This window comes from Allobosea sp., assembly GCF_035999205.1.
GTDB lineage: Bacteria > Pseudomonadota > Alphaproteobacteria > Rhizobiales > Beijerinckiaceae > Allobosea.
Map to the genome: position 1 here is coordinate 19,997 of NZ_DASYHA010000004.1, position 22,621 is coordinate 42,617.

The window sequence follows — 22,621 nt, forward strand, 5'->3', positions numbered from 1 at the left end:
TCCATTAATCCAGCGAGCACAGATTCAGCGGGCGAGAACACCCAGATCGCGGAGGCCTGCGAGCACGGCAAAAAGCGGCAGGCCGAGAATGGTGAAATGGTCGCCCTCGATCGTCTCGAAAAGCTGGGCGCCGATGCCCTCGACCTGGTAACCGCCGACACTCGACAACGCTGCTTCTCCCACCGCGTCGAGATAGCTGATGATGAAGTCCGGTGAGAGGCTGCGCATGGTCAGGCGTGCGACGGCGATGCCATCGGCGACCGGTGCTCCGTCCTTTGCCAGCACGAAGGCGCTGTGCAGTTCATGCGTCCGGCCGGCCAATGCCGCGATCTGATCGGCAGCCTCCATCGCTGTTCGGGGTTTGTGGAACGCTTCGCCATCACAGACCAGGGTCTGGTCGGCTCCAAGCACGAGGCGTCCTGGATTCGCCTGCGAAACGACCAGGGCCTTCGCACAGGCGAGTGCCGCAGCCACAGCCTCGCGCGGTGAGCCGGCGGCCACGAGCGGTGCTTCGACCGCGCGCTCGTCGATATCGGGCTTTGCCACCTCGAGCGGGATGCCGGCAGCGATCAGCATATCGCGACGCGTCGTGCTGCCCGAGGCCAGGAGCAAGGGCTCGGCACCAAGCCAGAGAGTCGCGACCGCGCTCATGTCGCGATGAACTTCATGCGGTGGTCGCGCAGCAGATCGAGGATCGAAGCTGCCGTCTCCTCGATCGACCGTCTGGTGACATCGATCACAGGCCAGCCCTTGCGCGCACACAGGCGCCGCGACTGGGCGACCTCGTCGGCGACCGAAGCCGGGTCGACATAGGGCGTCTCGTCATCCGCCCGGAGCGAGAGCAACCGGTTCTGGCGGATCTGGACGATGCGGTCGGCGCTGGCGACGAGGCCGACGATCAGCGGCTTCTTGATCTGCTCCAGCTCCGCCGGCAACGGCACATTCGGGACCAGCGGAATGTTGGCCGTCTTGATGCCGCGATTGGCGAGGTAGATCGAGGTCGGGGTCTTCGATGTCCGGCTGATGCCGACGAGGATGATGTCGGCGCTTTCGAGATCGCCGCCGAGCTGACCGTCATCATGCAAGAGCGTGTAGTTCATTGCGTCGATGCGGCGGAAATACTCGGCGTTCAGAACGTGCTGGGCGCCAGGCCGCGGCGCCGAAGCCTGGCCGAGATAGGACTGGAACAGGGCCAGCACAGGGTTGAGGACCGAGAGGCAGGGGCAGCCGAGCTCGCGACAGAAATTCTCCAGACGTTCCGACCATTCCGGCTCGACGAGCGTATAGAGCACGACGCCAGGCGACGCCTCGATCTCGGCGAGAACGCGGGCGAGCTGCGCCTCCGAGCGGACGAGCGGATAGACATGCTCGATCGCCGAGACGGTCTCGTATTGCGCGGCAGCCGCGCGGCTGACCGCGATCAGGGTTTCGCCTGTCGCGTCCGAGACGAGGTGGAGGTGGAAGTAGTTGCGGGCCACGGTGGCTCCCGGGTCGGTGCGGCGTCTGCCACCTCTATCCCGCCGCGCCGTCAAAGCAAATTCGCCGCTCGGCGGAAATGCCGGGGCATTACCCGCAGAGATGACGTATGGGCATTTCCAGGCCTGGGGAGGACTGTGGATAAGGAGGCCGCACCGGGAGCCCGGGGAGCGACTCTGTATAACCTTAAGAATCCGTCAACAGCCCTGCCCCTGTGGGGATGGCCGAGAGTGTTTCACGTGAATCATTTTGACGGGCGAGTCGGGCGATCCGAATCTGGCCGAGTTAATAATGCATTAACAGCTGCGGTCGCCCATTCACTTGTCACCCCTTGCCACCCTGCGTCCTGTGGACCCGTTGTGGACAAAGCTGTGCCGGGCTATCTGCCCACCTCCAAGAGTCAAAGAAGAAGATTCTCTCTAAAAGAATCTTAATTGAGAGATCGGGATGGATCGCCGATGAGCACCGCGACACAGGACGAGCCGGCCTTTCTGCGTGCGCTCTCCGGCGAGACACTCGCGACCCCTCCGATCTGGATGATGCGGCAAGCGGGCCGCTACCTCCCGGAGTACCGCGACATTCGCGCCAAGGCCGGCAGCTTCCTGTCGCTATGCTATAATCCGGAATGGGCGGCCGAGGTTACACTGCAGCCGATCCGACGCTTCGGCTTCGATGCGGCGATCCTCTTCTCCGACATTCTCGTGGTGCCACAGGCACTCGGACAAAAGTTGTGGTTCGTCGAGGGCGAGGGTCCACGGCTCGAACCTGTCGCCGACCACAAGAGGCTTGGCGAGATCGCCACACAGGCCGATCCGGACCTGCTTGCGCCGGTCATCGAGACGGTTCGCCGCGTGAAGGCGTCCCTTCCTCGCGAGACCGCGTTCATTGGCTTCTGCGGGGCGCCGTGGACGGTTGCAACCTATATGGTGGCGGGGCGCGGCACGCCTGATCAGGGTCCCGCCAAGGCGTTGTTCGAGAGCGACCCGGCGCTGTTCCAGCAGATCATCGACCGGATCGTCGAAGCCTCGATCGGCTATCTGTGTGCGCAGATCGAGGCCGGCGTCGATGCAGTGCAGATCTTCGACAGCTGGGCGGGCTCACTGGGTCCGGAGGATTTCGAGCGCTGGTGCGTCCATCCGACGCGCCGGATCGTCGAGGGTGTGCGGGCGCGGCATCCGCTGGCACGGATCATCGGCTTCCCGCGTGGCGCCGGCCGGCTGGTGCCCGGCTATGTCAGGGCAACCGGCGTCGACGCGGTGGGTCTGGATTCGGACATGGATCGCAGCTTCGCGCGAGAGGAGATCCAGTCGCTGGTCCCGATCCAGGGCAATCTCGATCCGCTCGTGTTGCGGGCGGGCGGGCGCGAACTCGAACGCGACGTCGCTGCCGTGCGTGCGGCATTCGGCGACGGTCCCTTCGTCTTCAATCTCGGTCACGGTATCCTGCCGGATACCCCGATCAGCCATGTCGAGCGGCTCCTTGCCGCCGTGCGGGCCTGAGATGTCCTCACGGCAGATGGAGCGAGATTTCGATGTATGAGTGGCTCAAGGCCTTCCATGTCCTGGCAGTGATCTCCTGGATGGCCGGGATGCTCTATCTGCCGCGGCTGATGGTCTATCATGCCGAATCAGCGGTCGGGTCGATTCAGTCCGAGACCTTCAAGATCATGGAACGGCGGCTGCTGAAGGGGATCATCAACCCCGCGATGACCGTCGCCTGGCTGCTCGGCCTCTACCTCGCCTGGCAGGCCTTCGGCTTCAAGGGCGGCTGGCTTCATGCCAAGCTGCTACTGGTGCTGATCCTGTCGGGCATGCACGGCTATCTGGTCGGGCGCGTCCGTGACTTCGCCAATGATCGCAACACCAAGTCGGCCCGCTTCTACCGGATCCTCAACGAGGTCCCCGCCCTGCTGATGGTTGGCATCGTCATTCTCGTGATCGTCAAGCCATTCTGAGGATTCGCGGTTTCCCGCTTGAGCGGGACGATGATTCCGGTTATCAGGGATTTGCGCTTCTCCAGCGTTCTCCCTGTTGTCGATGGTTCCTGAGCCGACTGCCCTAGCAGCCGCTCGTGGCGCGCAACCTCCGCGCCGTCCGTCCGGGCCTGTCGATCATTCCATTACCGTCCTGGTCTCGGCCGTTCGCGCCGCGACATTTTCGATCCGGGTGCCCCATGCGGGAAATCAAGCTCCAAGACCTCAAGGTCAAATCGCCGACCGAATTGCTCGCCTTCTCCGAGGGGCTCGAGGTCGAGAACGCCAGCACGATGCGCAAGCAGGAGCTGATGTTCGCAATCCTGAAGCAGCTCGCGGCCAAGGAAACCGAGATCCTCGGCGAAGGCGTGGTCGAGGTTCTGCCCGACGGCTTCGGCTTCCTGCGCTCGTCTGATTCGAACTATCTCCCCGGCCCGGACGACATCTATGTCTCACCGACGCAGATCCGGAAGTTCGGCCTGCGGACCGGCGACACCGTCGAGGGCCCGATTCGTGGACCGAAGGATGGCGAACGCTATTTCGCGCTGCTCAAAGTCAACACGATCAATTTCGAGGATCCCGAGCGGATCAAGCACAAGATCAATTTCGACAACCTGACGCCGCTCTATCCCGACGAGCGCCTGCGCATGGAAGTCGCGGAGCCGGTCAAGAAGGACTTCTCCGCCCGCGTCATCGACATCGTCGCGCCGATCGGCAAGGGCCAGCGCGCCCTCATCGTGGCGCCGCCGCGCACCGGCAAGACGGTGCTGCTGCAGAACATCGCGCAGTCGATCACGACCAATCATCCGGAATGCTACCTGATCGTGCTGCTGATCGACGAGCGGCCCGAGGAAGTCACCGACATGCAGCGCTCGGTGAAGGGCGAGGTCGTGTCCTCGACCTTCGACGAGCCGGCGACGCGCCACGTCCAGGTCGCCGAGATGGTGATCGAGAAGGCCAAGCGTCTCGTCGAGCATGGCCGCGACGTGGTCATCCTGCTCGATTCGATCACCCGCCTTGGCCGCGCCTACAACACCGTCGTGCCGTCCTCCGGCAAGGTCCTGACCGGTGGCGTCGACGCGAACGCGCTACAGCGGCCGAAGCGCTTCTTCGGCGCGGCCCGCAACATCGAGGAAGGCGGTTCACTGACGATCGTCGCCACGGCGCTGATCGACACCGGCAGCCGCATGGACGAGGTGATTTTCGAGGAGTTCAAGGGCACCGGCAACTCCGAGATCATTCTCGACCGCAAGGTCTCGGACAAGCGCATCTTCCCGGCGATCGACATCCTCAAGTCGGGCACCCGCAAGGAAGAGCTCATCACGCCGAAGGATGTCCTGGCCAAAACCTATGTGCTGCGCCGCATCCTCAACCCGATGGGTCCGCAGGACGCGATCGAGTTCCTGATGGACAAGCTGCGCCAGACCAAACAGAACGCCGACTTCTTCGACTCGATGAACACCTGACGCACCGCAAGCATTTGAGGGAACGCGTCGGTCCGGCAGACCGGCGCGTCTACCTTGATCGGCTCCTCCCGCCGATTCGGTTCCGTGATGATCGAGCGGATCTGCACCCGACGATCACGCTGCCATTGCTGAGATCGCCGGGCCCGAGCGCGCAGAGTCTGACCCGGTAGTGCTCGTTCGCCAAGACGCTGGACCCGGGTTCGACATGGCCGAGCGCGTATCATGCGCCAACGTCGTCAGCAGATTTTCCAACTGCGAGTTCAGGTATGACCGGGCCTGACCCTCATCCCACGATCGTGGCCCTGTCTTCGGCTGTCGGCCGAGCCGGCGTCGCAGTCGTCAGAATCTCGGGTTCACGCGTCCGATTCGTTCTTGAAACGATTGCCGGCATTATCCCGATACCACGACAGGCGATGCTTCGAAGGCTGCGTGACGGGGCGGGCGAGGCCATCGACACCGCGCTGGTTCTGTACTTTCCCGCGCCAGCGAGCTTCACCGGCGAGGACGTCGCAGAGCTCCATGTCCACGGCGCGCGTGCTGTGCTGGCAAAGCTGCTGGTCGTACTTTGCGCCCTTCCGGGAGTACGCCTGGCGGAAGCCGGCGAATTCACGCGGCGCGCCTTCGAGGCCGGGAAGCTTGATCTTGCTGCCGTCGAGGGACTGGCGGACCTGATCGATTCGGAAACGGAATGGCAGCGGCGCCAAGCGCTGCGGCAAATGGAAGGGGCGCTCGGCGAGTCTGTATCGGGCTGGCGGCTGCGCCTGGTCGAGGCCATGGCGCTACTGGCGGCCGAGATCGATTTCTCCGATGAAGGCGACGTATCCGGCCCCCTCGCCGACCAAGCCATGGCCCTGGCGATGCAGGTTCTGGTCGATTTGCGCGCGGCGCTCGGCAGCTTCGACATGGGCGAGCGCGTGCGTGACGGCTTCGTCGTCGTCCTCGCCGGACCGCCCAATGCCGGCAAGTCGAGTCTGTTGAATGCGCTGGCGCGTCGGGACGTCGCGATCGTTTCTCCCATCGCCGGAACGACGCGGGATGCGATCGAAGTCAGGCTGGATCTCTCCGGTTTGCCGGTCATACTCGTCGATACCGCCGGGCTGCGCGACAGCGCCGATCCGATAGAATTGGAAGGCGTGCGCAGGGCGCGGGCACTGGTCGAGCGGGCAGACCTGGTCCTGAGCCTCCGAGCGATCGATTCGGCACCGGATCGAATTCACCAGGATTCCGATACACTCGCGATCGCGACCAAGGCCGATCTCGGAGGGGTTGCGGCGCCTGGCGAACTGGCGATCTCGGTCAAGACGGGGCAAGCCCTCGATGCGTTGCTGGCGATGATCGTCGAACGGATCGCCGCCCGATCGCCGCCGGAGCCGGCCCTATTGACGCGCGAGCGGCATCGCGTGGCGGTGAGCGAGGCGATCCGCGCATTGGACCGGGCGGTGACCGCGGATCATGGCCAGGCCGAGCTTCTGGCGGAGGATATCCGCCTGGCAGTACTCTCGCTCGAGAGGCTGATCGGGCGCATCGATGTCGAGGACGTGCTGGATCAACTCTTCGCCGGCTTCTGCATCGGCAAGTAGAGGCGCTTTCGCTGCCATCGCGAGGCTTGGAGGAGCCCAGAATCCGATAATCATTGACCCATGCAAGCGGCTTGGGTAGCGATCAGCCATGTCCCGTGAACCTGTCGAAACCCGTTACGACGTGATCGTCGTCGGAGGCGGCCATGCCGGCGTCGAAGCGGCTGCGGCTGCGGCGCGCTTTGGTGCGCGCACCGCTCTGGTAACGCATCGGATCGAGACGATCGGCGTGATGTCGTGCAACCCGGCCATTGGTGGTCTGGGCAAGGGTCATCTGGTGCGTGAGATCGATGCACTCGACGGCGTGATGGCGCGGGCGGCGGATCGGGCCGGCATCCAGTTTCGCATGCTGAACCGCCGCAAGGGCCCTGCGGTCCGGGGACCGCGCGCGCAGGCCGACCGAAAGCTGTACCGCCAGGCGGTGCAGGACCTCCTCGCCGATCAGGCCGGTCTCGACATCATCGCGGGAGAAGTCTTCGACCTCGACATTGCGGATGGTCGCGTGACGGCCGTCGTCATGGCAGATGGGCGTCGATTCGTAACCGGAACGGTCGTGCTGACGACGGGCACGTTCCTGCGCGGGCTCATCCATATCGGCGAGGCGAAGATCCCCGCGGGTCGCGTCGACGAGGCGCCTTCGCTCGGCCTGTCTGCAACGCTGGAGCGCCATCGCTTTCCTTTGGGGCGGCTCAAGACCGGCACCCCACCGCGGCTCGATGGGCGGACCATCGACTGGGCGGCGCTGGAGATGCAGGCGGGAGACGATCCTCCGGAGCCGTTCTCGGCCCTGACCAGCGCGATCACGACGCCGCAGATCTCATGCGGTATCACGCGCACCACGCTGGCGACGCATGACCTGATCCGCGCCAACCTGCACAGGGCGCCGATGTTCTCCGGGCAGATCGAGGGTCGAGGCCCGCGCTATTGCCCATCGATCGAAGACAAGGTCGGCCGGTTCGGAGATCGCGACGGCCATCAGATCTTCCTCGAACCCGAGGGCCTGGACGACGACACGGTCTATCCCAACGGGATCTCGACCTCATTGCCGGAGGACGTCCAGCTCGGCGTGTTGGCGACGATCCCGGGGTTGGAGCGGGCCACGATGCTCCGGCCGGGCTATGCGATCGAGTATGACTTCGTCGATCCGCGTTCGCTGCACAACACGTTGGAGACCCGTGCGGTCACGGGGTTGTTCCTGGCTGGGCAGATCAATGGCACGACAGGCTATGAGGAGGCTGGAGCCCAGGGACTGTTTGCCGGCCTCAATGCGGCACGCCGCGCTGGCGGTGCCGAGCCGGTCGTACTCGAGCGGACCTCGTCCTATATCGGCGTGCTGGTCGACGATCTCGTGACGCGAGGTGTTACGGAACCGTATCGAATGTTCACCTCGCGGGCTGAGTTTCGTCTCTCGCTGCGAGTGGACAACGCCGATGAGCGGCTGACTGCCCTGGGGACTGAACTCGGGATAGTCGGATCGCGGCGTCAGGCGGTGTTCGCCGAGCGAAGCGCCGCGATCGAAGGTCTACGGGCGCAGTTGCAGGAGCTTTGGCTGACCCCGCAGCAGGCCGAACAGGCCGGGCTGCAGCTCAACCGCGATGGCATCAAGCGCAGTGCCTACCAGATTCTCTCCTATCCCGATGTCGGCTTCGAGCGGCTCGTGGCGATCTGGCCTGATCTGGCTGCCTATTCCGCTGCTACGGTCGCGCGCGTCACGGCCGATGCGGTCTACGCGGTTTACCTCGACCGGCAGGCCGCCGAGATCGCGGCCTATCAGCGTGATCAGGCCTTGAAGGTGCCTGCCGACCTGAATCTGGACGCCATCTCGGGCCTGTCGAATGAGCTCAAGGCCAAGCTGATCAGTGAGAGGCCGGCCGATCTCGCTCAAGCGGGGCGCATCGAGGGCATGACGCCTGCGGCGCTCACATTGCTGGCGGCGCATGCACGGCGCAACCGTGAGAAGCCTGCGCTCCAAACCACGACCTGAGTCATGGCTGTTGATAATTCCGATCGCGCGCGTGCTTTGCGCTTGACGCCTGTTTCACGTGAAACAGAGGAGCGCCTGGCGCTACTGGTGTCAGAGCTGGCCCGTTGGCAGGCTGCCAAGAACCTCGTTTCTTCGACGACGCTGGCCGATGTCTGGATGCGGCACATCGCCGACTCGCTCCAGATCCATGGGCTGGCGCCCGAGGCGTTGCGCTGGCTCGACCTCGGTTCTGGCGGGGGCTTTCCTGGACTGGTCATCGGAATCTGCTTGGCAGAGAAGCCCGGCGGGCACATCCATCTGGTCGAGAGCAACAGCCGCAAATGCGCTTTCCTACGCCACGCGGCCCGTCTCACCGGGGCGCCGGTGACGGTTCACGCCGCTCGTATCGAGGATGTCGTCGACGATTTCGTCGGCAAAGTTGATGTCGTTACGGCCCGTGCGCTCGCGCCGTTGCCGCAGCTTCTCGGCTGGTGCAAAGAGCTGTTGAGAACCGGCACGCTCGGACTCTTTCCGAAGGGACAACATCTAGATACGGAATTGACGGACTCATCCAGATATTGGAAGATTCAGGCATCAACGGTTTCCTCCGTCACGGATGGTGCCGCCCGGATCCTGATGGTTCGCGCGGCCGAGAAGCGGGCCGATCAATGACCGATCTCACGCCTATTCCCACGCCGCGCCGTCCGCGCGTGCTGGCACTCGCGAATCAGAAGGGCGGTGTCGGCAAGACGACGACCGCCATCAATCTCGGCACGGCGCTTGCCGCCATTGGCGAGAAGGTGCTGATCGTCGATCTCGATCCGCAGGGCAACGCCTCGACCGGGCTCGGCGTCGACCGCCGCAGCCGCAAATCTTCGACCTATGACGTCCTCTGTGGCGATGTCGGCCTCGGACAGGCGCTGCAGGAAACGGCTGTTCCTGGCTTGTTCCTGGCGCCGTCGACGCTCGACCTGCTCGGCGTGGAGCTGGAGATCGCCGCGTCCAAGGACCGCGCGCATCGGCTGAAGAATGCGATCGACGAGCTGGTCTATGACCAGCGCTGTTCCGATCTGACCTATGTGCTGATCGATTGCCCGCCTTCGCTCAGCCTGATCACGATCAATGCGATGACTGCAGCCGATGCCGTGCTGGTGCCCCTGCAGTGCGAGTTCTTTGCCCTTGAGGGCTTGAGCCAGTTGCTCAAGACGGTCGAGCAGGTTCGGGCTGGGCTCAATCCGCGCCTGATCATCCAGGGCGTCGTGCTGACTATGTACGATCCGCGCAACAACCTGTCGGGGCAGGTCATGGCGGATGTGCGCGAGTTCCTTGGCGACAAGGTCTATGAGACGGTGATTCCGCGCAATGTCCGGGTTTCGGAGGCGCCTTCCTATGGCAAGCCGGCGCTGCTGTACGATCTGCGCTGCTCGGGCTCGCAGGCTTATCTAAAGCTGGCGTCGGAGGTGATCCGGCGCGAGCGGACGCTGCGTGCAGCGGCCTGATCACGATTTTGCGTAGAGGTTCATGAGGATGACGATGGCCGAAGAACAGGGGCGTTCACGCCTGGGCCGGGGTCTGGCAGCGCTGATCGGCGATGTCGGCGAGGAGATCGGCGCGCTCGAGCGGGCTCGGGGACAACGTCGCGTTCCCGTGGAGTTCCTGCGGCCGAGCGCGCGCAATCCGCGCCGCAATTTCGTCGAGGAGAACCTTGAGGAGCTCACGGCGTCGGTGCGCGAGCGCGGCATCCTGCAGCCGATCATCGTCAGGCCGATCGTCGGCATGATCGACGCCTATGAGATCATCGCGGGTGAGCGGCGCTGGCGGGCGGCGCAGCGCGCCGGCTTGCATGATGTGCCGGTCATTCTCGTCGAAGCCGATGATCGCGAGGCGCTCGAGATTGCGATCGTCGAGAACGTCCAGCGTACGGACCTGAACGCCATCGAAGAAGCGGCGGGCTATGAGCGGCTGATCGCTGAGTTCAACTACACCCAGAATGATCTCGCGCGCGTCATCGGCAAGAGCCGCAGCCATGTGGCCAATACGCTTCGGTTGTCGAAGCTGCCCGATTCCGTCCGCCAGATGGTGAGCGAAGGTGCCGTCTCCGCCGGGCACGCCAGGGCGTTGCTGTCTGTTTCGGAACCGGAACTTATGGCCCGCAAGATCGTCGATGAGGGGCTGAGCGTCCGCGACATCGAGCGCATCGTCCAGGACGAATCCCGCGGCGAGAGCAAGGGCATCACGGCCAAGCCGAAGCTCGACAAGGACCCCGATACGCGGGCCGTCGAAAAAGCGCTGGAAGAGGCACTGGGCCTGTCGGTGTCAATCTCCCATCGACCCAACGGCGGCGGCGAGATGAAGATCAGCTACAAGACGCTGGAGCAGCTCGACGCGCTCTGCCGTCGCTTGAAGGATTGATCAGGGCTGGTCGCCCCGCGTCGCGGCGCGGCCTAGCCTTGCCAGAGTCCAAAGGACGCGCGTCGCGCCGGCCTTGCCGAGGTCGCCATCCCGCCGGGCGGCCAGCGTCGCATTGCCGAGCAGATTGACGGCCTCCATCAGCTTCGCGCTTGTCCAGCTGGAGAGAGCCGCTTCCGTGGCCGCAATGCGCGGATAGGGCAGGCGCATCGCAGCCACCATGTCGCGGGCGCTGCGACCGGCATCCATTCCCTGTCGGGCCTTCAGAAGCGCCAGGGTGTGTCGCAGGACGGCTCCAAGCATCACGCCGGGATCGAGACCCTCACCGGCAAGCTTGGCCTGGGCGAGGTCGAGCGCGGGCAGCCTTCCGGAGAACACGGCATCGATCAGCATGGCCTGCTCGCGTTGTGCGGTGTCGCCGACCACAGCGTCGACATGCTCGACAGCGAGCGTCGTTTCGGTACCGGCATAAAGCAGCAACTTCTCGATTTCGCGACGCGAGGTCTGCCGATCACCGCCGAGCAGCCCGGCGAGATGATCGCGTGTGACGCGGTCGATGCTCTTTCCTGCGTTGCGAACCATTTCGTCGATGATCGTGCCGAGATCGCGGGCGGCGTCGCCATAGCAGGGCACGGCCAGTGCGGTGCGGGCCCGCTCGCAGGCGGTCCGCAGCGGGTTGCTCTTCTGGAGATCGCCCGCCTCAACAATAATGATGGCGTCCTTCGAGGGGGTCGCCAGCAAAGGTTCGACAGCCGCGAGCAGTGGCTTCGATGTCGGCGAAACGCGAATTGCCCGTCGCCCTCCAAACAGGCCGATCGTGTTGGCCTCGTCGACGAGCTTGAGCGGGTCCGAGGCGATGTCGTCACCACTCATTCGGACAAGCTGGAAGGCGTCGCCGGCGTCGTCGACATTGGCGCGCGCCAGCGCTGCCGCCCGCTCGGAAACGAGCCCGGCATCGGGTCCGTAGATCAGGACGAGCCGGCAGGCCGGATCGAGCCTCGCCAGCGCGCGGTCGGCTTCATGCGCCTTGATGGCGACCATGGCGGCGTTCCCGCCCGGTCAGCCGGCGACGAGATCGGCGGCCATCTGTCCGCGAATCAAGGTGGCGAGGTTCTTGGCAGCGCGAATCTGAGCGTCACGGGCGGCCCGCACCGTGGCGAAGCGCTGTGAGGAACGCTCATAGGGAGCGCGGACCGAATTGGTGCCCTTGGAGACGACCTTGCCGGATCCGATCTCCGTCACCGTCCAGGTCGCCGTCGCCACGAGAACCGCCGAATCGGCCCGGCCGTTCTGGTAGTCGACCGTCACGACCTCGACGGATTCGGCGATGCTGGTGTCGAACTTCAGCCGCTTGGTTCGATCCGGCTCGCCGCCGCCATCGAGCTCGAAAACGAGCTCATTGCGCAGATAATGGCCGATCAGCCCCTTGATCTCGGGAATCTCGACCTCTTTCATCGTGTCCTTGATGCTGCCGCCGGTCACGCTGCGCGTGTTTTCGGCATAGAGCGGCTGAAAACAGCCGCCAGCCAGCGCAGCAGCGCCCAGCGCGACGGCCAGCATGGCGCGGCGACTCGGTTGCGAGGCATCGCGCATAGCGGCTTCAGACGACGACATTCACGATTCTCCCGGGCACGACGATGATCTTCCGGATCTCGCGGCCGTCAAGCGCCTTGGTGACGATCTCGGATGCCCTGACGAGGGCCTCGACCGCAACCGTATCCGCATCGGCCGGCACCGTCACCTCCGCGCGCTTCTTGCCGTTGACCTGCACCGGCAGAACAATGCTGTCGTCCTTGAGCAGGGCTGCCTCGGCGTCGGGCCAGGCGGCCTCGCCGACGAGGCCCTGCTGGCCGAGCGCCTGCCAGCATTCCTCGGCGAGATGCGGCATCATCGGCGCGACGAGCTGGGTCGCGATCACGCCCGCCTCATGCAGCGCGAAGGCGATGTCCGGCGCCAGCGCCGCATTTTCGGCGGCGGCGTCGAGCGCCTTTCCGATGGCGTTGGTCAGCGTATAGACATGGGCGATGCAGCGGTTGAAGCCGAGGCGCTCGATGTCGTTGCCCACGGCGTCCAGGGCGCGGTGGCTGGCCTTGCGCAGGCTCTCGGCCGCCTCGCCGAAGCTGGCCGGCTGCGAAGTCGCGTTGCCGGTCCGCTCGGCGATCTCGCCCAGGAGACGCCACAGGCGCTGCACGAAACGCGCGGCGCCCTGCACACCCTCATCGGTCCAGATCACGTCGCGATCCGGCGGGGAATCCGACAACATGAACCAGCGGGCGGTATCGGCGCCGTAGGAGGCGATGATATCGTCGGGGTCGACGACGTTCTTCTTCGATTTCGACATCTTCTCGATCGCGCCGATCTCGATCGGCGCGCCGGTGTCGACATGAAAGCCCTTGCGCTCGGTGCCGGTGCCCTCGATGCGGACATCGCCGGGCTCGACCCAGCTGCCATCGGCGTCACGATAGGTCTCGTGAACGACCATGCCCTGCGTGAACATGCCGTCGAAGGGCTCATCGAGCCCGGCATGGCCGGTCGCCTTCATGGCGCGGGTGAAGAAGCGCGAGTACAGCAGGTGCAGAATCGCGTGCTCGACGCCGCCGATATACTGGTCGACCGGCAGGAAGCGGTCGACCACTGGCCGGTCGGTCGGGCTCTCCGTCCGCCACGGATCGGTGAAGCGGGCGAAGTACCAGGACGAATCGACGAAGGTGTCCATCGTGTCGGTCTCGCGCCGGGCGTCCTTGCCGCACTGCGGGCAGGCGACGTGCTTCCAGCTCGGATGGTGGTCGAGCGGGTTGCCTGGCTTGTCGAAGGAAACGTCGTCGGGCAGCTGAACCGGCAGATCGGCGTCGGGCACCGGCAAGGTGCCGCAATCGGCGCAGTGGATCACCGGGATCGGGCAACCCCAGTAGCGCTGGCGCGAAACGCCCCAGTCGCGCAGCCGGAAATTGACCTTGCGGGCGCCAACCGGCCGGTTGCCACGCGTCTCGCCTTCCAGGCGGCGGGCGACTTCTTCTTTCGCCTCCGGAATGGTCATGCCGTCGAGGAAGCGCGAATTGATCATCCGGCCGTCATCGACATAGGCCGTGTCGGTGATGATGAAGCTCGCCGGATCGACGCCTTCGGGCGCGACGACCGGAGTATTGCCCAAGCCGTACTTGTTGACGAAGTCGAGGTCGCGCTGGTCATGCGCCGGGCAGCCGAAGATCGCGCCGGTGCCGTATTCCATCAGGATGAAATTGGCGACGTAGACCGGCAGCGTCCATGACGGATCAAAGGGATGCGCGACGCGCAGGCCGGTGTCGAAGCCGAGCTTCTCGGCTTTGTCGATATTCTCCTGGGCCGTGCCGGTGCGCTTGCATTCCTCAATGAAGGCCTGCAAAGCCGGGTTCTTGGCGGCCGCCGCCTTGGCGAGCGGATGATCGGGCGCGATGCCGAGGAACTTCGCGCCGAACAGCGTGTCCGGCCGGGTCGTGTAGACCTCGATCTCATCCTGCCCGAAGGCATTCGATTCGAGAGCGAAACGAATCAGCAGCCCTTCCGAGCGGCCGATCCAGTTCTTCTGCATCAGGCGGACCTTGTCGGGCCAGCGGGTCAGACCCTCCAGCGCGTCGTGCAGCTCCTGACCATAGGCCGTGATCTTGAAGAACCACTGCGTCAGCTCGCGGATCTCGACCGGGGCGCCGGAGCGCCAGCCCTTGCCGTCGATGACCTGCTCATTGGCGAGCACGGTCTCGTCGACCGGATCCCAGTTGACCTTGGCGGTCTTGCGGTCGACCAGCCCGGCCTTGAGGAAGTCCAGGAACATCTTCTGCTGGTGGCGATAATAGGCGGGATCGCAGGTCGCGAGTTCGCGGCTCCAGTCGAGCGACAGGCCCATCGACTGCAGCTGCGTCCGCATCGCCGCGATATTGGCGTAGGTCCATTCGCGCGGGTGCACGCGCTTCTGCTTGGCGGCATTCTCCGCCGGCAGGCCGAAGGCATCCCAGCCCATCGGATGGAGCACCGCGAACCCCTTGGCCCGCTTGTAGCGCGCCACGACGTCGCCCATCGCGTAGTTGCGGACATGGCCCATATGGATGCGCCCCGACGGATAGGGGAACATCTCGAGGACATAGTAGCTTGGCCGCGGATCGTCGTTCCTGGTCTCGAAGAGCTTGCGCTCCTCCCAGACGGCACGCCATTTCGGCTCGGATTCCTTGGGATTGTAGCGTTCGACGGCCATGGTAACGGGCTATTCTTGCATGATCAAAGGTGCCCGGACTAGGACACCATTGCGTGCACGCGGTCAACGTCGGCCCAGGCATGAAGGGATACGAGATGAGCGATACGGTTACGCGATTGGCCGAGACGAAAGCTGCGATCGCACGCGCGGCGCGCGATTTCGAGCGCGAGCCCGCTTCAGTCACGTTGATCGCCGTCTCCAAGACGATGCCGGCCGACGCCATCCTGCCGGCGCTTGAGGCCGGCCAGCGTGTCTTCGGCGAGAACTATGTCCAGGAGGCCAAGGCCAAGTGGCCGGTGCTGAAAGTGCGCTTTCCCGATGTTGAACTGCACATGATCGGGCCGCTCCAGTCCAACAAGGCGAAAGAGGCGGTCGAACTGTTCGATGCGATCCATTCGCTCGACCGCGAGAGCCTGGCCAAGGAACTGGCACGGGAGATCGGCCGGACGGGCAAGGCGCCGAGGCTGTTCGTCCAGGTCAACACCGGCGACGAGCCGCAGAAGGGCGGTGTCAGCCCGAGCGAGATCGATGCGTTCCTGGAGCTTTGCCGGATGCATCACGGTCTGGTGATCGAGGGGCTGATGTGTATTCCCCCGGCCGAGGATCCGCCCTCGCCGCATTTCGCTCTGCTGGCGAAGATCGCGGCGCGGCACGGGCTGCGCGGCCTGTCCATGGGGATGAGCGCCGATTACGAGGCGGCCATCCAGCTCGGAGCGACGCATGTGCGCGTCGGAAGCGCGATTTTCGGCGCGCGTGGTTGAAGCTCCCGCGCGTCAGGCTGCTTCGGTCGCGATCGGCTCGCTCTGCGCCATCACCACGCGGTTGCGACCTGCCGATTTGGCCTGGTAGAGCGCGGCGTCGGCGCGCGCGATGACATCTTCGATGTCGCGGTCGCGCGGGCTCGCCATGGCGGCGCCGATGCTGATCGTAATCGAGAGATGGGCCAGGCCCTGCGTCACGACGGTATTCTCGACGGCCTCGCGAATCCGGTTGGCCAGCAGGGTCGCTCCGGCGTCGTCGGTCTCGCGCAGCAAGACGACGAACTCCTCGCCACCGAACCGGGCGACTTTGTCGGTCGCCCGGACCTGCCCGGCGATGATCTTGCCGACCGCGCGGATGACCTCGTCGCCCGCAGCGTGACCGAAGGTGTCGTTGACGCGCTTGAAGTGGTCGATGTCGAACATCAACACGCCGACATGGCGCTTGTAGCGCTTGAAGTAGTTCATCGCATCTTCCGCGAAGGGCAGGAAGGCGCGGCGGTTGAACAGGCCGGTGAGCGGGTCGGTATCGGCGAGCGCACGCAGGGTATGGATGTCGGAGCCGAGTCGGCGCGTCTTCTCGTCGGCGGCGCGGGCCTGTTCCTCGGCCCTCTGCTCGACCTCCCGAATCGTTTCCCTCGCCTCCTGGACACCCCTCTCGGCGGTTCCGAGGCGGCGCAGCAGCGAGCGCAAGGCTCCGGAGAGCTGCAGCAGGTCGCGCGAGCCATGCTGCCTTTCAACGCCGTGCGCCTGCGGATCGCGGCCGATCAGGTCGATCGCGCGGCACAGCCGTGTCAGCGGTCCCGTCACGGTGCCGGCCAGGAACCAGGCCAGTGCCGCGCCGAGCGCAGCGATCAGCGTCCCGAGAAGGCCGATGGCGAGCGCCAGGCGATTGGCGGGCGCGAGCGCGACATCGAGCGGGCGCCGTGAGGCGACGATCCAGCCGAGGCCGGGATAGTCGCCCTCGCCCCGGGTGGCGACGAGGGTGATCAGCATCGGTCGTTCGCCGCGCATGTCCCGGAAGATCGCGGGCCGGCCGGATCTCACGGCCTGAAGCCAGGCGGCCGGCACGGATGCGGCCGTCTGCGGCCCCAGCAGGACGTTGCCTTCGCGGCCCAAGACCCAGATGTCCGATTCGAGCGCGGAATCGTATCGCTGCAGGACTTTCGAACGGACTTCACTGGCCCAGTTCCAGCTCAGATGCGCGCCGAGAACGCCGGCGAGTGCGCCGTTGGCGCCGAAGACCGGCATGGCGACATCGACAAAGCGGAATGGTGCCTCATCCGGGCTGCGACGCAGGAGTTGGTCGAGCAGCTTGGCATCGTGCACGTCCTCGACGGTCGCGCCTTTCAGGCCGTTGCCGAACCAGGGGCGCTGGGCCACCGACACGCCCTCGAGCATGCCGCGCGTAGCGGCCCGTACGGTTCCATCGGGCGCAGCAAGCCCGAGCCAGGCATAGTCTTCCAGACCCGATTGGAGCTGGCCGAGCACGCCGCGTGCCTTCGCCGGATCGTCCGTCCAGGCCCCGCGCAGCGGCTCCAGATTGGCGATGTTCTTGATCTCGCGGTAGCGCTCGAACATGTTCTGGTCGAGCCGGCTCGACATGGTCTGAGCCATGGCGGCCAGCTCGAGATTGGCGTCGCTGATCGCCTGCCGGCGGGCCATCAGCGCGGCTCCCGCGGTGACGATGCCAACGGTTGCGATGCAGAGCAGGCCTGTCATCATCGCGGTCTGCTGCCGCACCGTCAGGCGATCGGCGAGCCGGCGAAAGTACCCGTTCCAGGACATGCTGGCCTCCAACATCACTGCGGAGGCCAGCTTTCCCGATCAGGCCCAAGCCGATCTTAACGGAAGGCGGCTTTCAACGGGCATGGTTCTCGAAGGATGACCGGGATGTTGCGGATGCCGCGCGCCTGATTGACCGGAAGGTGCGTCACGCCCCGGGCTGCCGGGCGCGGAGTGGTTCTCCGACATCGATGCGATTGCCGTCCGGATCCTCGAAGACGAAGGCGCGCAGACCGTAGTCCTTGTCACGAAGGCCCTTGACGATCCTCAGGCCGCGCGCCCGGATGATCGCGTGCACAGCGTCGATATCCTCGACCATCATGTGGGCGATGTTGAAGGGCGCCGCCTTGTGGCCCGGCTGCAGCGTCAGATGCAGTTCGGCGGCGTCGCGCTTCAGGATCATGAAGCCGACGGGCGTTCCGTTCTGGAAGGTCTTGGTGAAGCCCAGCGCGTTCGCATAGAAGTCGTGGGCGCGCGCCATGTCAGCAACCGGGAGCATGGCTGCGATCCGTCCGAAGCGGATGCCGTTGGAAGCCGAATCAGTCATCGCAGGTCTCGATTTGGGGCGGCCGCGACAGTGCAGGACGGTGCCTGCGAGGCCGACGGGCCGATCCGGGGGGAGGAGTCGAGACGGTGCTCGTCGAGCAATCTAGCCGGACTTCTCCTATCTGACCAGAATCCGGCAACGCCGCGCCAGCCGCGGCAGGACCTTGGCGAAGACGTGTCCTTCGACGGCGACGCAGCCTGCTGTCGGGGTGAAGCCGGGGCGGGCGAGGTGCCAGAAGATCGCGCTGCCGCGGCCGCGAATCACCGGGGCGTCATTCCAGCCGAGTTCGACGATGACATCGTAAAGGTTGTCCTCGCGGGTCAGGCGTTCCTCTGCCTCGCCCGGCGGGCGGTCGATCAGGCGGTTGTAGCGGCGATCGCCGGCATCGTCGCACCAGGCATCCCGTGGGGCGATCGCGCGCAGCCGCAGAAGCGTGCGTGGCCGCCCGATCCGGTCGGCCCGGAACAGCACGCTACGCAGCGGAAGCGCCGCGCGCGGCGTACGCCCATCTCCCTCGCGCTTCAGAGTCCCGATCCCGGAACGGCCGAGCGCACAAGGGAAGGCTACGCCACCGGCAACCAGAAAGCCTTTGCGGCGGTCCCGGACCGAGGCGAATACACGCAGGGTCGTCAGGTTGCGGGGGGCTCCAGGACGCAGGCAAAGTGCCTGCGGATCACGGTTTCTCACGGGAATTCCATTCAGCGTGACTTGCGGTCGCGATTCAGCGGGCTCATGGTGACATGACCGCTCTCTTCAGAACGATCCTTCATGCCCGCCGTCCATCATATCCTGCTGGTCGATGACGACCAGACCTTGCGAGAGGCGCTTGCGGAGCAGCTCGCGCTCTATGAGGAATTCAAGCTTTCGACCGTCGGAACCGCGACCGCAGCCGTCAAGGCGGTGCAGGCCGAGCGGATCGACCTCGCGATCATGGATGTCGGCTTGCCCGACATGGACGGGCGTGAAGCCGTCAAGCTGATGCGCAAGAACGGCTTCAAGAGCCCGGTGATCATGCTGACCGGGCAGGGCTCGGACGCGGACACCGTGCTCGGGCTGGAGGCCGGCGCCAACGACTACGTCGTCAAGCCGTTCAAATTCGCTGTCCTGCTGGCGCGCATCCGAGCGCATCTGCGGCAATACGAGGCGAGCGAGGACGCGGTCTTTCAGGTCGGCCCGTACACCTTCCACCCGGGGTCGAAGCTGCTCGTCAGCGAGAAGGGCTCCAAGACCAAGCTGACCGAGAAGGAGACGGCGATCCTGCGCTTTCTCTATCGCGCCGGCCGCAAGCCGATCGCGCGCGAGGTGCTGCTGCAGGAGGTCTGGGGCTACAACAGCCAGGTCACCACGCACACGCTCGAGACCCACATCTACCGGCTGCGCCAGAAGATAGAGCCCGATCCGGGCAATGCCCGGCTGCTCGTGACGGATGCCGGCGGCTACCGGCTCAATCCCTAGCCCGATGGCACTTGACGACGACATGACCCTGCTGGCCCGGCAGCCCTTGCTGAGCCTGATGGAACGCGATGCGTTGAGGCTGATCGCCTTTGCCGCCGAGACCCGGATCCTGCGTGCGGGCGACGTGCTGTTCCGCGTCGGAGAGCCGTCGGACGGGGCCGTCCTGATCATTTCGGGAGCGGTCGCGCTCAACAGCCGGGAGGATGGCGGACCCGCCGACGAGATCGTCGGGCCCGGTGCCTTGATCGGCGAGATGGCCCTGTTCACGTCGGTCGCCCGCTCGGTCACGGCGATCGCGCGCGAACCGACGCAAGTGATGCGGCTGTCGCGCAGTGTGATGCGCCGCGTTCTGGCGGAATCGCCGGCATCCGCGGAGGCGGTGGCGGCGGCGATCAGCGAAAGGCTGCGCGGCTTCGTCGGCCAGCTCGGCGCCGTGCAGGACGCACTGACGGCGATCGACCAAACGAGCTGAGGAGCCGTAGAGGCGAGGCCCGTCAGAGGTCCAGCGTGACCGTGACGGGCACGTGGTCGGAGGGGCGCTCCCAGCCACGGGCCTCGCGCAGGAAGGTGACGTCGCGCAGAGCCGGCTTGAGCCCGTCGGAGAGCCAGATGTGGTCGAGCCGGCGGCCGCGATTTGAGGCTTCCCAATCGGCCGCGCGATAGCTCCACCAGCTGTACAGCTTCTCGGGCTCGGGTCGCAGCGCGCGGGCGGCGTCGGTCCAGCCGAGTTCCGAGCGCAGCTTCTCCAGCGTCGTGGTCTCGATCGGCGTATGGCTGACGACATCGAGGAGCTGCTTGTGGCTCCAGACATCGTGCTCATAGGGAGCGATGTTGAGGTCGCCGAGCAGGATGGCGGGCCGGTCGGTTGGCCGCTTGGCGACGCCCCAGGCGCCGATCTCGTCGAGGAAGGCGAGCTTGTGGGCGAACTTGTCGTTCTTCGCGGGGTCGGGAATGTCGCCACCCGCGGGGATGTAGAAGTTATGGATCGCGACGCCGGCAGCGGGGCCTGCGCCCTTGTCGAGCGTCACCGTCATGTGGCGGGCGTCGTTGCGGCCGCACATCGCCATCGCGTCCCTCTCGCTGAAGGGCAGCCTGGAGACGATGGCGACGCCGTTGTAGCCCTTCTGTCCGATGAAGGCCTGGTGGACATAGCCGGCCTTTTCGAAGGCCTTGGCCGGAAACTGCTCGTCAGGCGTCTTGGTCTCCTGCAGGCAGAGGATGTCGGGCGCATGGCTCGCCAGGAAATCGGTGACCATGCCGATCCGGAGCCTGACCGAGTTGATGTTCCAGCTTGTGACGGTGAGTTGCACGTAGGGATTCCGGCGGGAGGGAGCCGGAAACTGGTTCGCCATGCGCAAAAAAGCAAGGCTCGCATCGGAGTCGGCGCAAGACGCCTATCCCGCCCTCCTACGCTTTGGCGCGCCGAGGCAGGGGTGGGGACTGAACGCTCGCCACCAGGGCGGGCAGGACGCGACCGTCAGAGCTTGCGCTGATAGTCGATCACGAAGTTCTTGGCGTCGGGACGGCGCTGGGTGTCGAGATTGTAGAGTGAGACGGCTGTCTCGTAGCCCTGCGGATCGACGACGACCCACTGCCTGAGGACATTGGCAGCCAGATCGAACTTCAGCGTGATCTTCGAGGTCCCACCCAGTGTGGTGCGATCCTCGAGGCGCAGGGTCAGGACATCGCCATCGACGGCGGCACCCGTGATCGTGCCTTCGCGCGCCAGATCCATGCGCTCGCGCACCAGAAACTTCAAAGGCGTCTGCCCGAGCGAGTAGATGTCCTGCGTCGCCAGCCTCTTGTCGCGCACGGCCACGGAACTCCCATCTGCGATCACCTCGATGGTCGCGGGCGGCTCGTATTCGAAGCGCATCTTGCCGGGGCGCTGGATATAGATCCGGCCCTCAAGGCGGCGGCCATCCGCCGCATGCTGGATGAAATTGCCCTGAAGCGAGCTGAAGCTGTTGAGATACGCGTTGAGCCGCTCGATCGCCTCCTCGCGGGTCGCCGGAGCGGCCACCTTGGCACGGGCCGGCGTGGCAGCAGGCCGCGTGGTGTCGGTCGCGGTGGCCGCTGCGTTGCCGCCGGACGTGGCTTGCGTGGCTGAGGCCTCTGCGAAGCGTGGCAGCCCAAGATTGGCCGGCCGCACGGGAGGAAGCGGCAAGGCGCGCGCAGCCGCAGGCTTGGCGGCAACGGGCTTCGGCGGCTGGATCTGCAGCGGTTGTGCGGCGAGCGGCGCGGCAAGGGCGACGCAGCCCGAGAGCGTCAGCATGGCAGCCTTGACCCGAAGGGTCGGGGTCGATGTCATGAGCAGGTCTGCTCCATTCAAGTGCCGCTTCGATCCGCGGTCGGACCGGGAACACGGTTCGCGCCAAATCCGCTGCAGGCAAGTCCGATGCCCGAAAGTTCGCGGATGCTCAACGCGTCGGATGCCACAGAGGTTGCAGCATCCTGATGGCAATTTGAGGACGGGGCAGCGCAACCGCAAGGCCCACCGTCCCCGCTCCTCACTCCTCGTCTTCCCGGGCGCGCCCGGTTTCGACGAGGATTTCGCGCTTGCCAGCGTGGTTGGCGGGGCCAACGATGCCTTCGTTCTCCATGCGCTCCATGATCGAGGCGGCGCGGTTGTAGCCGATCTGGAGCCGGCGCTGGATGTAGGAGGTCGAGGCCTTCTTGTCGCGCAGCACGACCGCCACCGCCTGCTCGTAAGGATCCTCGCTCTCGGCACCGGCCATGGCGCCCTTGTCGAAGACCGCCCCGTCCTCGCCCTCGGCCCCGCCTTCCTCCTCCTCGGAGGTGACCGCGTCGAGATATTGCGGCCGGCCCTGCGTCTTGAGATGGGCCACGACCTTCTCGACCTCGGCATCCGAGACGAAGGGGCCGTGGACGCGGGTGATGCGGCCGCCGCCGGCCATGTAGAGCATGTCGCCCTGGCCGAGCAGCTGCTCGGCGCCCATCTCGCCGAGGATCGTGCGCGAGTCGATC

22 protein-coding genes are annotated in these 22,621 nt (G+C 65.5%); 11 read left to right on the top strand and 11 right to left on the bottom strand.

Annotation, left to right across the window (positions count from 1 at the left end; genetic code table 11):
• Nucleotides 1-24: 24 nt before the first annotated feature.
• On the bottom strand, nt 25-651 hold the full coding sequence (locus VGN82_RS00825) for a Maf family protein (RefSeq protein ID WP_327525077.1): 627 nt from the start codon (nt 649-651) through the stop codon (nt 25-27).
• On the bottom strand, nt 648-1,478 hold the full coding sequence (locus VGN82_RS00830) for a pyruvate, water dikinase regulatory protein (RefSeq protein ID WP_327525078.1): 831 nt from the start codon (nt 1,476-1,478) through the stop codon (nt 648-650). Before VGN82_RS00830 ends, VGN82_RS00825 begins: the two co-directional genes overlap by 4 nt.
• Before the next feature lie 456 nt (nt 1,479-1,934).
• Here VGN82_RS00830 and hemE point away from each other — a divergent pair, with 456 nt between their 5' ends.
• The 8 genes from hemE to VGN82_RS00870 all read left to right on the top strand — a co-directional run bounded on the left by hemE (nt 1,935) and on the right by VGN82_RS00870 (nt 10,866).
• Nucleotides 1,935-2,975 carry a uroporphyrinogen decarboxylase gene (gene hemE, locus VGN82_RS00835; protein ID WP_327525079.1) on the top strand — a complete coding sequence of 347 codons (1,041 nt, stop codon included), beginning with the start codon at nt 1,935-1,937 and terminating at the stop codon, nt 2,973-2,975.
• A 32-nt stretch (nt 2,976-3,007) separates the two neighbouring features.
• Nucleotides 3,008-3,430 (top strand): protoporphyrinogen oxidase HemJ, encoded by a 423-nt coding sequence (gene hemJ, locus VGN82_RS00840; RefSeq protein ID WP_327525080.1) that lies wholly within the window; start codon nt 3,008-3,010, stop codon nt 3,428-3,430.
• Nucleotides 3,431-3,648: 218 nt separating this feature from the next.
• Complete coding sequence (rho, locus tag VGN82_RS00845; RefSeq protein WP_327525081.1) at nt 3,649-4,914, top strand: transcription termination factor Rho; 1,266 nt, start codon at nt 3,649-3,651, stop codon at nt 4,912-4,914.
• Between the two features lie 266 nt (nt 4,915-5,180).
• Nucleotides 5,181-6,494 (top strand): tRNA uridine-5-carboxymethylaminomethyl(34) synthesis GTPase MnmE, encoded by a 1,314-nt coding sequence (mnmE, locus tag VGN82_RS00850; RefSeq protein ID WP_327525082.1) that lies wholly within the window; start codon nt 5,181-5,183, stop codon nt 6,492-6,494.
• Between the two features lie 88 nt (nt 6,495-6,582).
• A complete protein-coding gene (gene mnmG, locus VGN82_RS00855; protein WP_327525083.1) occupies nt 6,583-8,475 on the top strand; it encodes a tRNA uridine-5-carboxymethylaminomethyl(34) synthesis enzyme MnmG in 1,893 nt (630 codons plus the stop codon).
• Between the two features lie 3 nt (nt 8,476-8,478).
• Nucleotides 8,479-9,126, top strand: a complete 648-nt coding sequence (rsmG, locus tag VGN82_RS00860) for a 16S rRNA (guanine(527)-N(7))-methyltransferase RsmG (protein ID WP_327525084.1) — start codon at nt 8,479-8,481, stop codon at nt 9,124-9,126.
• Nucleotides 9,123-9,953 carry a ParA family protein gene (locus VGN82_RS00865; protein ID WP_327525085.1) on the top strand — a complete coding sequence of 277 codons (831 nt, stop codon included), beginning with the start codon at nt 9,123-9,125 and terminating at the stop codon, nt 9,951-9,953. Before rsmG ends, VGN82_RS00865 begins: the two co-directional genes overlap by 4 nt.
• Before the next feature lie 34 nt (nt 9,954-9,987).
• Nucleotides 9,988-10,866: a ParB/RepB/Spo0J family partition protein gene (locus tag VGN82_RS00870; RefSeq protein ID WP_327525086.1), complete on the top strand. Its 879-nt coding sequence runs from the start codon at nt 9,988-9,990 to the stop codon at nt 10,864-10,866.
• Here the strand turns inward: VGN82_RS00870 and holA are convergent, their stop codons facing one another.
• From holA to leuS, 3 genes are read right to left on the bottom strand one after another with little or no spacing between them, the layout of a single operon-like run.
• Entirely contained in the window at nt 10,867-11,904 is a 1,038-nt protein-coding gene (gene holA, locus VGN82_RS00875; protein WP_327525087.1) for a DNA polymerase III subunit delta, read from the bottom strand.
• An 18-nt stretch (nt 11,905-11,922) separates the two neighbouring features.
• Complete coding sequence (locus tag VGN82_RS00880; RefSeq protein ID WP_327525088.1) at nt 11,923-12,477, bottom strand: LPS assembly lipoprotein LptE; 555 nt, start codon at nt 12,475-12,477, stop codon at nt 11,923-11,925.
• Complete coding sequence (gene leuS / locus VGN82_RS00885; protein WP_327525089.1) at nt 12,464-15,088, bottom strand: leucine--tRNA ligase; 2,625 nt, start codon at nt 15,086-15,088, stop codon at nt 12,464-12,466. Before leuS ends, VGN82_RS00880 begins: the two co-directional genes overlap by 14 nt.
• 95 nt (nt 15,089-15,183) lie before the next feature.
• Here leuS and VGN82_RS00890 point away from each other — a divergent pair, with 95 nt between their 5' ends.
• Entirely contained in the window at nt 15,184-15,849 is a 666-nt protein-coding gene (locus VGN82_RS00890) for a YggS family pyridoxal phosphate-dependent enzyme (protein WP_327525090.1), read from the top strand.
• Nucleotides 15,850-15,861: 12 nt separating this feature from the next.
• On the opposite strand, the gene VGN82_RS00895 is transcribed toward VGN82_RS00890, so the two are convergent.
• The 3 genes from VGN82_RS00895 to VGN82_RS00905 form a co-directional block, all read right to left on the bottom strand.
• On the bottom strand, nt 15,862-17,634 hold the full coding sequence (locus tag VGN82_RS00895; protein ID WP_327525091.1) for a sensor domain-containing diguanylate cyclase: 1,773 nt from the start codon (nt 17,632-17,634) through the stop codon (nt 15,862-15,864).
• A 145-nt stretch (nt 17,635-17,779) separates the two neighbouring features.
• On the bottom strand, nt 17,780-18,178 hold the full coding sequence (locus VGN82_RS00900) for a glyoxalase superfamily protein (protein ID WP_327525092.1): 399 nt from the start codon (nt 18,176-18,178) through the stop codon (nt 17,780-17,782).
• Nucleotides 18,179-18,295: 117 nt separating this feature from the next.
• Complete coding sequence (locus VGN82_RS00905; RefSeq protein WP_327525093.1) at nt 18,296-18,865, bottom strand: L,D-transpeptidase family protein; 570 nt, start codon at nt 18,863-18,865, stop codon at nt 18,296-18,298.
• 81 nt (nt 18,866-18,946) lie between these two features.
• Between VGN82_RS00905 and VGN82_RS00910 the strand changes: the two genes are divergently transcribed.
• Nucleotides 18,947-19,633: a response regulator transcription factor gene (locus tag VGN82_RS00910; RefSeq protein ID WP_327525094.1), complete on the top strand. Its 687-nt coding sequence runs from the start codon at nt 18,947-18,949 to the stop codon at nt 19,631-19,633.
• A gap of 22 nt (nt 19,634-19,655) precedes the next feature.
• Nucleotides 19,656-20,105 carry a cyclic nucleotide-binding domain-containing protein gene (locus VGN82_RS00915; protein WP_327525095.1) on the top strand — a complete coding sequence of 150 codons (450 nt, stop codon included), beginning with the start codon at nt 19,656-19,658 and terminating at the stop codon, nt 20,103-20,105.
• 22 nt (nt 20,106-20,127) lie between these two features.
• Here the strand turns inward: VGN82_RS00915 and xth are convergent, their stop codons facing one another.
• The 3 genes from xth to VGN82_RS00930 form a co-directional block, all read right to left on the bottom strand.
• On the bottom strand, nt 20,128-20,943 hold the full coding sequence (gene xth, locus VGN82_RS00920; protein WP_327525096.1) for an exodeoxyribonuclease III: 816 nt from the start codon (nt 20,941-20,943) through the stop codon (nt 20,128-20,130).
• Between the two features lie 167 nt (nt 20,944-21,110).
• Nucleotides 21,111-21,944, bottom strand: coding sequence for a LolA family protein (locus VGN82_RS00925; RefSeq protein WP_327525097.1), 834 nt, complete (start codon nt 21,942-21,944; stop codon nt 21,111-21,113).
• A 199-nt stretch (nt 21,945-22,143) separates the two neighbouring features.
• Nucleotides 22,144-22,621 (bottom strand): DNA translocase FtsK (locus tag VGN82_RS00930; RefSeq protein ID WP_327525098.1); only part of this gene is annotated, 478 nt, incomplete at its 5' end.